9 protein-coding genes are annotated in these 12,563 nt (G+C 55.1%); 1 reads left to right on the top strand and 8 read right to left on the bottom strand.

Going from position 1 to position 12,563, the window contains the following annotated elements:
- Positions 1 to 37 precede the first annotated feature (37 nt).
- The 5 genes from ACYQ3S_RS00505 to alaS all read right to left on the bottom strand — a co-directional run bounded on the left by ACYQ3S_RS00505 (position 38) and on the right by alaS (position 7,014).
- On the bottom strand, positions 38 to 649 hold the full coding sequence (locus ACYQ3S_RS00505) for a toprim domain-containing protein (protein ID WP_459686827.1): 612 nt from the start codon (positions 647 to 649) through the stop codon (positions 38 to 40).
- The gene (gene holA / locus ACYQ3S_RS00510; RefSeq protein ID WP_459686828.1) at positions 646 to 1,701 is read right to left on the bottom strand and encodes a DNA polymerase III subunit delta; all 1,056 of its coding nucleotides are present in this window, start codon (positions 1,699 to 1,701) and stop codon (positions 646 to 648) included. The genes ACYQ3S_RS00505 and holA overlap by 4 nt, the downstream gene beginning before the upstream one ends.
- 3 nt (positions 1,702 to 1,704) lie before the next feature.
- Positions 1,705 to 3,939 (bottom strand): ComEC/Rec2 family competence protein, encoded by a 2,235-nt coding sequence (locus ACYQ3S_RS00515; RefSeq protein WP_459686829.1) that lies wholly within the window; start codon positions 3,937 to 3,939, stop codon positions 1,705 to 1,707.
- Positions 3,940 to 4,012: 73 nt separating this feature from the next.
- Positions 4,013 to 4,351, bottom strand: a complete 339-nt coding sequence (locus ACYQ3S_RS00520; RefSeq protein ID WP_459686830.1) for a histidine triad nucleotide-binding protein — start codon at positions 4,349 to 4,351, stop codon at positions 4,013 to 4,015.
- Between the two features lie 35 nt (positions 4,352 to 4,386).
- Positions 4,387 to 7,014: an alanine--tRNA ligase gene (gene alaS / locus ACYQ3S_RS00525; RefSeq protein ID WP_459686831.1), complete on the bottom strand. Its 2,628-nt coding sequence runs from the start codon at positions 7,012 to 7,014 to the stop codon at positions 4,387 to 4,389.
- Positions 7,015 to 7,467: 453 nt separating this feature from the next.
- Here alaS and ACYQ3S_RS00530 point away from each other — a divergent pair, with 453 nt between their 5' ends.
- On the top strand, positions 7,468 to 8,160 hold the full coding sequence (locus ACYQ3S_RS00530) for a helix-turn-helix domain-containing protein (RefSeq protein ID WP_459686832.1): 693 nt from the start codon (positions 7,468 to 7,470) through the stop codon (positions 8,158 to 8,160).
- 102 nt (positions 8,161 to 8,262) lie between these two features.
- On the opposite strand, the gene ACYQ3S_RS00535 is transcribed toward ACYQ3S_RS00530, so the two are convergent.
- From ACYQ3S_RS00535 to ACYQ3S_RS00545, 3 genes are read right to left on the bottom strand one after another with little or no spacing between them, the layout of a single operon-like run.
- The gene (locus ACYQ3S_RS00535) at positions 8,263 to 10,530 is read right to left on the bottom strand and encodes an S-layer homology domain-containing protein (RefSeq protein WP_459686833.1); all 2,268 of its coding nucleotides are present in this window, start codon (positions 10,528 to 10,530) and stop codon (positions 8,263 to 8,265) included.
- An 18-nt stretch (positions 10,531 to 10,548) separates the two neighbouring features.
- Complete coding sequence (locus tag ACYQ3S_RS00540) at positions 10,549 to 11,799, bottom strand: ABC transporter permease (RefSeq protein WP_459686834.1); 1,251 nt, start codon at positions 11,797 to 11,799, stop codon at positions 10,549 to 10,551.
- Positions 11,796 to 12,554, bottom strand: a complete 759-nt coding sequence (locus ACYQ3S_RS00545; protein ID WP_459686835.1) for an ABC transporter ATP-binding protein — start codon at positions 12,552 to 12,554, stop codon at positions 11,796 to 11,798. Before ACYQ3S_RS00545 ends, ACYQ3S_RS00540 begins: the two co-directional genes overlap by 4 nt.
- Positions 12,555 to 12,563: the final 9 nt, after the last annotated feature.

Raw genomic sequence — 12,563 nt, forward strand, 5'->3', positions numbered from 1 at the left:
TTTATGCTTTTATTATAGGTCAATTAGACGGGTTTTGTCAATGGTTTTCGGAAAAATGCTGCAGGATGGCCTCAATTTCCTGCCGTGTTCCGACTGCATTGATAAATTCCAGCAGTGCGTTGGCCGTCATATGCGCAGGCAACGCCAGCTCCTGCAGAAGCCGTTGCCGCCGCGCCGCACTGTCAGTTTGACCGGTCAGTCCCCATGCATAGAAATCCGCTTTCGTGATCGAACTATCGGCGGTATCCCCCCCTCTTTGCGCCTCCCCCTCCAGAAAGGTCGCACCAGCTCTGCGCAACGCGTCGCACAGGATGTCCGGCCGCATGCCTTCGACGCCGAGTTTGCCCTCTTTGGAAGCGTGCCGCTTGCGCTTTTCCTTTCCCCAAACATCCGGCACATACGCCTGCTTAATGCGGTCCCGAGGCAGCGCGCCTTTCAGATAATTCCGGATCACAAAGCCCGCGCCATCGCTATCCGTCAGGATAATCAGCCCGCGTGCCTGCGCAATACGCCGCAGCAGCTTCAGCCGGTCCTTGTCATGGAAGATACGGAAGCCGCCGGTCTCTAATACAACGGTATCCACCACCTGTTTGAGCGTATTGATATCATATCGTCCCTCTACAAGGATCGCTTCCCGAATACGGATCATGTGCGCTCCCCCTTTTGCGCGGATGCAAGCGCAAGCAGGGTCAGCTCGATCTGCTTCTGCCGGTCGACAGCGCTCCCTTTCAGCGCGGTATCCGTCTGCGCGCAAAGAGACGCCGCCTGCCGCAGCCAGTCGAGTGAAACGCGGCGCGCGGCATTCTGTATCTGTCGGGCATAGTACGGCGATTTGGAACCGATCAGCTCCATCAGCAGCCGCTCCCCTCCCCTTGCGCTCTCACACAGCTTAGCGCCGTATAACCGCTGGATGTGGCGCGTAATGGTCGTAAAAATCATAACCTCATTATTTTTCTGCGCAATCAGCTCGCCCACCAGGGAAACCGCCCTGTCGAATTTACCCGCCGTGATCGCATCCGTCAGATCGAAAATAACCGCGTCCAGAACCGGCGAGCATACCGCGTCGATATTGTATTTACGGATCTCCCCTGTTGTCGTGTGCGCGGCCGCCTTATCGATTTCGCCGGCCAGGTTGGTCATCGAATTTCCGCACAGAAATATCAGGTATGAAGCGTTATCCGCGGTAATCGTGCAGCCAAGCGACCGGACCCGCCGCTCGATCCATGCAACCAGCTCATTTTCCTCCAAACGGCTGCATTCCGCTATGCAGGCGGTTTTCTCAAGCGTTTTGTAGAGCTTTGTCCGTTTATCGAGCTTGCCCTCCAAAATGTCATAATAAAACACCAGGCATACATAGTCCGGCAGATCACTGAGCATCTCGGGCAGTAAATCACCAAATCCGGCCGGCGGCTTGGAAAGGTCGAAGTCGGTAACAATAATCAGCTTTTTCTCCGACATGGCTGGATAACTGTCAATCGCCTCGGTAAGCTGCTCCGGAGTCAGGCCTTTCCCTTCGTATTCCAGCAGGTTAAAATCCGCAAAGGCGGCATCCACTACCTTTTCCTTGAGTTGGCGCAGATAGTGCGCCTTCATATAGTCCTCGTCGCCGGTTATAATGTATAAAGGTGCAAAGGAACGCTCTTTCAGATCGTGGATCAGCTTTGCCTTGCCGTTATTCGCGTTTTTTCTGGGTGTAGCCATGCGCTATCCCTCCTTTTTGTAGCGTTCCTGCAGTTCGCCGGTGAAATATGGGCTTTCAATCGGCGTTCCCTCAAATTTATGCAACACGTCCCCTGTGCCGGACTGCAGAATGATCCGCTGCGCGTTTGTATCCGATATAAGCTGACGCAGCAGCGCGGTATCCTCCATATTCCGTTGTGAGAGCACAATATCCGGTGCGGAATACGACTCGGTTTCAAAGAATGCCGCAAGCTGTTTTTGCGTGGGACTGTGCAGCACTAAAACATGGCCGTCAATCCGCACACCAAGCTTGCCGTCACAGACAGGAAAAACCGTGACCGGTGCGGCGGCGTCCAACTGCACCGTATCCTCTACGATCTCCGCATCCGCCTCCGCAACCAACTGCAGCAGCTCTTTGTTGTGCTGCGTCTCTTTGCAGCCGTTCGGAATCAAGATTTGTCCGACCGGCGTATGCTGCAGCAGTTCAGGCAGATCGCGGGCATGCCCCTTATCCACCGCGGTCAAAACCAGTGTGTCAACCTGCCGGAAGCCGTTCCACTGCATCCATTCTCGCACGGAAGCCGCAGCGTTGCGATAGCCTCCGTCTCCCGCGCAATCGATAAGCGTCATGCTGCCAACCGCGTCGGATACAATGATCGCCTGCCCGCTGCCACACGGGAGATAGGTCACGGAGTAGTGCTGCTGGTTATAATATGCGCCCGCAGCCGTGATGCCAAACAGCGCAAGACAGAAAACCGGCAAAACATAGCGCCATTTGATATGAGCGCCTGCAAGCAGCCAGGCTAAAATTCCAGCAAAGGACAAAACAAGCGCGGAAATGCCGAAGCTGTCCGCCCAGTTAATCAGGCCGAACGGCAGGCCCGCAATCCAGTTGCATATATCGAGGATATAGGTCAGCAATGGAGCGATCGCTTTTGCGCACAGCGCTGCTAAAAATGGAAAGAACGCCGACGTCAGGCAAACCAGAAAACCGCCGATAAAACATACGGCAGTCACGCCGACGACCAGAAGATTGCTGAGCAGCGACAGGATGGAGACATAACCGAACGCGCTGAGGATGATCGGCGTGGTAAAAATCGTCGCACATACCGTGCAGGAGACCGATCCGACAACTACAGACAGGATGCGGTACACCATTTTCGGAAAAGACCGGAACGGCTTCATCAGCCGCCGCTGCATTTTGCCGGCCAACAGGATCAGCCCCAGCGTGGCGGTAAAGGAAAGCTGCAAACTGAGGCTTGCGATTGCGTAAGGATTGAGAAGCAGCAAAAGCGCGAGCGCTAAAAACAGGGAATTCAGGCTGTTCGCTTCTTTGCGCAGCAGGAAAGCGCCGGCCGTGACCAAATACATGACCGCTGCACGGATTACGGACGGGGTCACTCCAGCGATCGGCACAAATAAAAGGATGAACGGAATCGAAACCAGCGTACCGATCCTGCGTCCCAACAGCGAGCAAAACGCCACCAGAAAGCCGATATGCAGACCGGAAACCGCGACAAGATGACTCAGTCCGGCAATGCGGAGCGCCAGGGCATCCGCATCGCTGATCCCAGATTTATCGCCCAATAAAAGCGCCGTGAGCAGACCCGCCGGCCGCTCCGGAAGTGCGCCTGCAATCGCCTGCTTGCAGTAGCGGGCAATCCGCTGCGGCAGAAAGCGCAGCGTGTCCCGTTCGGTGCCGGTCACCTCAAACCGGACGGGCGCGTCTTCCTCCGTTTGGTTATAGGAGGACGCAATAAAGCAGCGGTTGGATGCCTGGTATACCGCACGGTCAAATCCCTCGGCAGCGCCCGGCAAATAAAATCCAACGTTGACCACAATGTGGTCCCCTGCATAGAGCGGGGTATCCGTCAGCGGAAGGTAGCAAAAGGTGCGGAACGTCTGCTCCACCTCTCCGTTATGGGTAACGGAAAGCAGCGCGCGCTGGCTGTCCTCATAAACGTCCGGATCTTCCAGCAAAACAGCCTGGATATCCAGGCTTTGGCCATTCAGATGCCGGATTGGCTCAACAATATACAGATTATAGATCGAGAAGCCGCAGAAAGCCAGATGCGCTGCGGCCAGCATGCCAAACAGCGCAAACGCCTTGTTCCGGTAGATGAATACACCGGCAAGCAGCAAAAACACGGCAAGCAAAAGCAGCGAAACCATCAGACTGGGAGCCCAGTCAAGGCAAACCGCGCAGAAAAGAGCCGCCGCAATTGCCGGCACCAAATAAACCAGCGGACGCTCCAGCATAAAAATCCCCTTCCGGCTTTCCTGTTTCAAAAAAGAAGTGGCACGGTCGTGCCACTTCTTTGCAACTGCTGCATCAGCCCGGCGGCCAAGTCATATCACGGCCGGAAAGCACATGGAAGTGCAGGTGGAACACGCTTTGCCCTGCCTGTTCTCCGATATTGGATACGATGCGGAAGCTTTCCATGCCCTGTTCCTTCGCGACTTTTGCGATCACCTCAAAACAGTGGGCAACCACCGCGCTGTTGGACGCATCCACCTCCGCAGCGGAACGGATGTGCTGCTTCGGAATCACGAGGAAATGCGTCGGCGCCTGGGGATCGATATCATAAAAGGCATAGCACAGCTCGTCCTCATAGACCTTTTTGGAGGGGATATCCCCGGAAATAATTTTACAGAACAGACAATCGCTCATGACGACCTCTCCTTTCTGATACCAGTATACCGGCTTTACAACAACGCGTCAACAATGTTATTGACCGCTTCGAGCGCTTCCTCCAGTTTTTCCGGCTGCTTTCCGCCCGCGGTTGCACTGTCCGGACGCCCGCCGCCGCCGCCGCCAACGATCTTGGCGACTTCCTTTACAATCTTACCCGCATGCGCGCCCTTTTTGACCGCTTCCGCGCCGCAGACGCACAGCAAGCTTATCTTGCCGTCGTTGACCGAGGACAGTACAGCGACCATGTTCGGCGCTTTTTCCTTGATGCCGTCGCCCATCGTGCGCAGCACATCCGCCGAGGCGTCTTCCAGCTTGGTTGCGACCACGTTGACGCCCTTAACATCACGCGATACGTTGAACAGGTCGACCATCTGCATCGAGGCAAGCTTTCCGTTGAGCTTTTCCAGCTTTTTGGCCATCGTGCGCAGGTCAGCCATGGTCTGTTCCACCTTGGCCGCCAACTCGTTCGGGGAGGTTTTGAGCGCGGCCGCGGTTTCGTTCAATATATGCTGGCGCTCATTGAGGAAATCCAGCACCGCTCTGCCGGTCACGGCTTCAATGCGGCGCACACCGGCCGCAACGGAAGCCTCTCCAATAATTTTAAACATACCCGCCTTGGCCGTGTTATCCAAATGCGTGCCGCCGCACAGTTCAATCGAATCGCCGGCCTGAACAACACGCACAACCGCGCCATATTTTTCACCGAACAGCGCCATCGCGCCCTTTTTCTTCGCCTCGTCAATGGACATCTCTTCCGTGACCACCGGATAACCGGCAAGGATCGCGTCATTGACCAGCGTTTCCACCTGCTGCAGCTCGTCCGCTGTCAAAGCCGCGAAATGCGTAAAGTCGAAACGGAGGTGATCGTTTGCAGTGTAAGAGCCTGCCTGCTCCACATGATCGCCCAGAGCCTTGCGCAGCGCTTTTTGCAGCAGATGGGTCGAGGTATGCGCACGGCAGATCGCCTGACGGTATTCCGCGTCCACCTTGGCCTCCACCTCGTCGTCCACGGAAAGCGCGCCCTCGGTGACTGTACCGATGTGCATATACTTGCCGTCCTTGGTCTTCTGCACGTCAGACACGGTCATCACGCCGTTTTTGCCGATCAGTACGCCGTGGTCGCCGATCTGACCGCCCATTTCCGCATAAAACGGCGTATGATCGAGCACGGCCGTAATCTTTTCGCCCTTTGCCGCCGCTCCGGACGGTTCGCCCTCATTAACGATCGCCAGCACCTTGGCGTTTTCTCCCAGTGTTTCATAACCGTCAAAACGGGTTTTGATCGCCTTGTCCAAACCAAGATCCTCGCTCTGCCAGCCAAGGTCGCCCATTTTTTTGCGGTCCTCGCGGGCGCGCTCGCGCTGCTCGTTCATCAGACGGTCAAATTCCGCGCGGTCGGTGGTCATCCCCTGTTCTTCCAGAATCTCAAGCGTCAGATCGATCGGGAAGCCATAGGTGTCATAGAGCTGGAATGCGTCCGCTGCGGGCAATTCCTTGCTGTTTGCCGCCGCAATGCGTTCGTTCAGAATGGACAGACCGCTGTCAATGGTTTTGTTGAAGCTTGCCTCCTCGTTTTCAATTACCTTGTGGATATATTTCTGTTTTTCGACCAGCTCCGGATAAGCGCCGCCGGATTCCTCAATGACAGTGGTCGCCACCTCGGACAGGAACGGCCGGTCGATACCGAGCAGCTTGCCGTGGCGCGCCGCCCGCCGCAGCAGGCGCCGCAGCACATAGCCGCGCCCCTCGTTGGAGGGGATAACACCGTCGCAGATCATCATAACGGTCGAGCGAATATGGTCGGTGACCACACGGAGGGAAATATCGGTTTTCTCGCTTTCTCCATAATGCTTCCCAGCAATCTCGGATACCTTATTGGTGATATTCCGCACGGTATCCACGTCAAACAGGGAGCCTACCCCCTGCACCACGCAAGCCAGGCGTTCCAGACCCATGCCGGTATCGATATTCTTCTGCTTTAATTCGGTGTAATTCCCCTGTCCGTCATTGTCGAACTGGGAAAATACGTTGTTCCAAACCTCCATATACCGGTCGCAGTCGCAGCCGACCGTGCAGCCGGGCTTGCCGCAGCCGAACTCCGGTCCGCGGTCGTAGTAGATTTCCGAGCAGGGACCGCACGGGCCGGAGCCATGCTCCCAGAAATTGTCCTCCTTGCCGAAGCGGAAGATCCGCTCCGCCGGAATGCCAATATCCTTGTTCCAGATTTCAAACGCCTCGTCATCATCCACATAGATGGACGGATACAAAAGCTCCGGATCAATGCCGACCCACTCCGGACTGGTCAGGAATTCCCAGCTCCAGGCAATCGCTTCTTTTTTGAAATAATCGCCGAAAGAGAAATTGCCTAACATTTCAAAAAACGTGCCGTGCCGCGCAGTCTTGCCGACGTTCTCAATATCGCCTGTTCGGATACACTTCTGGCAGGTCGTCACACGATGGCGCGGCGGCTCCTGCTCGCCGGTGAAAAAGGGCTTCATCGGCGCCATACCGGAATTGATCAGCAGAAGCGACGGATCGTTCTGCGGAATGAGCGAAAAGCTCGGCAAGCGCAGATGTCCCTTGGTTTCAAAAAACTTCAGATACATTTCGCGCAGCTCGTTCAAGCCTCTGTACTGCATAACATTTATCCTCCAAAAATTTAATATGACAAATAAAAAAAGCCTCCGCCCAATCCTGTCAGGGGCGAAAGCATGCTTCCACGGTACCACCCTGATCTGCGCTGTAAAACGCATCTCAGCGGTTCGATATCGGGAACCTAACCGGCCTGTTTTTTTACAGGCTGCTCGGAAGTGGCCGTTTTCCGGACTGAACAAGGGGTTGCACCAATTCCCTCTCTCTTTGGATCACTCCGTTGGAAAACTCGTTTCGTCATCGCATTTTCTATCGCGTATATTATACTGCTTTTCCAGCCTAATGTCAACAAAAACCGCCAAAGCTGACGATCTGTATGGACATTTATTAAAGCAACAACAAAATAAAAAAAATTTGCGCTGCAACCGCCAGTTGCCATATAGTTGGTAGCCAAAAGCAATAATTTCCGGTATACTCTTGAGTGAAAAGAGGTGTTTTCTATGACAGTGGGAGAAAGGATCAAAGCCTGCAGGCAAAATGCGGGAATGTCACAGGAGAAGGTCGCTGATCTGATCGGCGTAAGCCGTCAGGCCGTCACCAAATGGGAAGCAGACCTGTCGGCCCCTAACACAGAGAACCTGTTCAAATTAGCAGAGTTATTCGGCACAACAGTCGATATGCTGCTCGATACAGGAAATACTGCCAGCTCGTCTGCTGTTGAACAGGTTTATGCTCTTTTCAAAAGGGAAGAAGAGAGGAAACGGGCAGACCGAAGCAAGAGACGGAAAGAGAACATGGCCGCGGCCTTGATCGTCGTCTGCGCGTATCTTACGATCTATCTGATCGGCCGTTTTATCTGGTGCGACCGGTCCAATTCCAGCCTGCTTGGTTGGCTGGTATCCGCAAAACCATCCGGAAGCAATAGTTATCTTTATGGCTGGCTGCTCAACAGCGATCTGTTCTGGATCGCAATGGCAATTTCTGCTGTCCCTTCTCTTTTCGGCAGGCATCGATTTTCATTTGTTACGCTGCTTGCATTTGCGCTCGGTTTGCTCGCTGGCATTGTGTTTGGCCCCAATCCTGCGGGAGCGCCGTATGGACACGACCATTATGGCTGGGCGATTTGGGGCGGTATCTATCTGCTATCCATTATTGTTGGAATTGTGGCAGAACTGTACAATCGTAAAAAATAAATGAATATCGGAAAAGGCTCCGCCAATGTGGCGGAGCCTTTTTATCCAGCTTTGAAGCGGGATGCTAACCGGCCATAAAGCGATGGCCTTTAGTCCTTTCCATTAAGATGCGATAATCATGCGGATTTTCCCGCCATCCTCCGCATTTTTGTTTGCGTACAGACGGAAATCCGTATAATTAGCTTTTGCGTTTTGCAGGGAGATAAATTCCCTGCGGTCGGATACATAAACACCGATATCATCCGTCAGGTTGTAATACCCGTCTCTGGTCCGGACGCCGGTAGCCCCGTCAAACGCGGAAACCGATACTGTGTCGACCAGCTTGAGCGGGAGCGTTGAGAACGAGTGGTTCACAGCGCTGCTCCCGTTTTTATACCCTTTCGGTATGCCGATCGCACCGCCGTTCAAGCCGCCCGGCAGCGCGTCTACCCGATATTCCTCGGATACGGTTTTGGAGCCGTCCCAATACTTGATACCAGCATAGTATTCCTTGTTGTCATCCTCGCCGCGGCTGGAGCCGGAGCCGATACCGTAAATCCAGCTATCGCCGGTTACGTCTCCCAAAATAATATTGGTTACCGTACCCGCGTTGTCGATCACCGTATAACGGATCTGACTGGACGGCACCGAAGCCAGGTCGATATCCGACTGGGCGATTGCTGACAAGGGCGCGCCCGGCGCAACCTCTTCATAAATCCGAACCTTGGGCGATACCACGGAATTTCCGATCTTGCCGTCCGCAAGCGACCAGCTTCCGGATACCCTGCCGGTAAGCGCTCTTTTGGTCAGATACGCCGAACCGTTAGAGGACTGTCCGACCGAAACCAGGCGGCCCATCAGTTCGTCCAGATTCTCCGCTTCGGCCTGGATATGCAGAGTCAACCCATTGGTCAGTACAACCGTCACCTTTTTCCCGTCTACTGCGGTAACGATCCCCTGCATGTCCGCGCTGACCATGTTCTTCGGATAGGCGGCAATGACATCGCCCGCTTCGCTGAACAGCAGCGTGATATAATCCTTGAGCTTAATATCCTCGAACGAGGCAGCCGCGCGGTCGGAGATCGAATAGGACTGCCCGCCGAACAGCTCTACCGTCTGCGGATAGGCGAAAGACGGCTCGCCCTTGGTGTAGCATCCGCTGATCTTGGCGTCCGAAACGACCGCCTGGCGATTTGCGGGATCGAGCGTAACCACATCGTATTTTTTAATCCTGGAGCGGTCGATCACCGCGCCGTTCTTAATGATCTGATATTCCTCCGGAATATTGACAGAGGTTGCAAGGCCGTAAACGAAAGAGGTGTCGCTGGACGAGGTCGCGGACGGCAGGACCGCCATCAGCTGTAGCGCGCCATACTCGTCGTAGTAGAGCGTCAAGGTGTCGCCGTGCTGAATCCCCGCCCACATATTTGAAAACTTATCCAGCTTTTTCTCCCGCGCAACATAGAGATCGGTGTCTCGGTTAGGGCGGAGGGTCTGCGTGCTGGTCGAAATGCTGTCGGCCGCCGCGCTCGTTACGGTGTAAGTCTCGATCTTGTTATTGTTGGGAACGACGCCTACCGCGACCTTATCCCCTTCCTTGCCGATCACGATCGTTCCGTAAACGCCGATCAGGCTTTTGTCCAGCGTACCCGCGGTTTTGCGCGGTGACTCGTTCAGAGAACCGTTTTCATAGAAGATCGCTTCATTGGGCGCCAGCGAGGAATCCGTTTCGCTGGTCGCCAGCAAAATACAGTTTTCGATGGTAGAAGAGGATATCTTATTCAGCAGCATGCCGGAGTTATCGCCTTTCAGCTCTGTCCCCAGCGTATTGAGCAGCAGGGTCGCCGCGTCGCCGCGCTTCACGGCCGCTGTGGCGTTGGTAACCGATACGTTTTCCGTCAGGCCGAGGGACTGCGCGCGGGCGATATAGTCCGCCGGCCAAAACGGGCCGATGTCGGTCTCCGTATAGCCCAGCATGCGCAGCAGCATGGTGCAGACTTCCCCGAAGTTAACGGTTTTGTCCGGACCAAAGGTACCGTCCGCATAGCCGCGGATGATGGAGTATTCTTTCAGATCAGGATGGCGCACTGCGGCATTGATATATTGCGCGGCCCAATGTGAGCTTTTAACGTCCGGAAAGATCGTATAGCTGCCATAGGCGCTTACATCGGAAACGCCCAGCGCGGTCACCGCCAGCTTACAGAACTGCGCTCTTGTCAGCGCGCTGTTTGGATCAAACCGGTTTCCCCCCACCCCCTGCATGATCCCTAAAGCGTCCAGGACGGAGGCGGTCTGCGAAAGCTTGCTGTCCGTGATGTCGGTAAACGATGCCGAAGCAGGGGTGATCGCAAAAAGAAATGCCAGACACAGGCTGAGTAATCTTTTTTTCATTCCTACCTTTTCCTTTCTTTACTGGGTGCGCAGCGCGTCAACCGGCTGCAGGTTGGATGCCTTGTTGGCCGGATACAGGCCGAATATAATGCCAAGCAATGCGGAGAACAGGAACGCCCCCAGAATCAGACCAATCGACGGCAGTACCGTAAAATGCTCGATCGCTGGGAGATAGGTGTTCTGCGCCATCTGCCGCGCGACCATAAAATTGCCCAATATGGCCGACAGGAAACAGCCGACGATAATACCGATCACGCCGCCGCAGCAGGATACGACGGCCGCCTCCACCAGAAACTGACCGATAATATCGCGTTTCCGCGCACCGATCGCCATGCGGATACCGATTTCGCGCGTGCGCTCCGTAACGGAAACCAGCATGATATTCATAATGCCGATGCCGCCGACCAGAAGCGAGATGCCCGCCACGCCGCCGCCAAGCAGCGCAAGCAGGTTGGAAGACGCCTGCTGCTGCTCCTGATACTGGCTGTCTGAATAAGCGGAAAAGGATTCGCACCGGCTCTGCATATACTCGGGAAGCAGCGTTTCGGTAAGCTCTGCTATATCCTCGGTGGCGGCGGCTTTGATAACATAATTTTTGCTGCTGTAATAGCTTGTGCTCATCATGGAGCTTTGCAGGGTGTACGGCATAACCAGCATTTGATCCTGCGTATTGAGCTTGCCGCCGTACTTCCCTTTGTACACGCCGACGATCTCAAAGCTTTTGCCGCCGATGCGCAGCTTCTGCCCGATCGGGCTCATGGCGCCAAAGAAGTATTTGCGCAGCGTTTCGCCAATCACGCAGACCTTTGCGCGGTTATCGCAATCCGCTTTGGACAGGTCGCGTCCGGCCGAAATCGTGAGGTTGCTCACCTCTCCGTAATGCTCGTTGCCGAAATACATATTGGTCCAGCCGTTGTTATCGGAATTGTTGGACAGCTTTTTCGTCCGGTATTGGACGCCGTCGCTCTGCCAGTCATAGTATTGGATCTGCGGCGACCAGGCGGAAACCTTGTCCGCCAGCTCGGTATCCAGATATTCCTCAAAATCCTTCCAGTCCTTGCTGCGCCCGCCGTAGCCGAACACATCGATGCGGTTGACGCCCATCGCTTCGTACTGCAGGCGCTGCAGCTTGCTCGTACCCTGGATGGAGGATACGATCGCGATGACCGAGGCCACGCCGATAATAATGCCCAGCATGGTCAGGATAGAGCGGACCTTATTGTTCAGGATGGACTTGAACGCCATGCGTACGGTTTGGAGCCAGTTCATTCGTCAAGCCCTCCCTTTCCCGCTTCGTCAGAAATGATGCGGCCGTCCTGAATCGTTACGATCCGCCGCGCCATCTGCGCCAAATGGTTATCGTGCGTGATAAGGATAATGGACGTACCCTGCTCGTTGAGCGCGGTGAGCTTCTGCATGATATCCAGGCCGGAGGCGGAATCCAGGTTGCCGGTCGGCTCGTCCGCCATGATGATCGGCGGCTTTGCCGCAACAGCCCGTGCGATCGCAACACGCTGCTGCTGGCCGCCGGACATTTCCCCCGGCCGGTGTGACATGCGTTTTTCCAGCCCCACCGATGTCAGCGCATCCACCGCAAGCTGGTGCCGCTCCTCCCGTCCAAGGCCGCGGTAGATCAGCGGCAGTTCCACGTTTTCCAGCGCTGTCAACGCGGGAATCAGGTTGAAGCCCTGGAAGATGAACCCGATCTCACGGTTGCGGATACCGGAAAGCACAGAGGGCTTCATGTCGCTGACCGCCTGGCCGTTCAGGTAATAGGTCCCATAAGTCGGGATGTCCAGACAGCCCAGAATATTCATCAGCGTGGATTTTCCCGAACCGGACTGCCCAAGGATGCAAAGGAACTCCCCCCACGGCACGGTCAGGGATATATTATCAAGCGCGCGTACTTCATTTTCCTTGCCTTCATTATAAATCTTGCTCATCTGCCGCACATCGATCAGCAGGTCGGAAGAAAAATCCGTCTGCTGCTGCTCGGCAATGGGCGGCTTGTTCTTTCCAAACATCGCGCCCTC

It is taken from the genome of Agathobaculum sp. TL06, assembly GCF_054658635.1.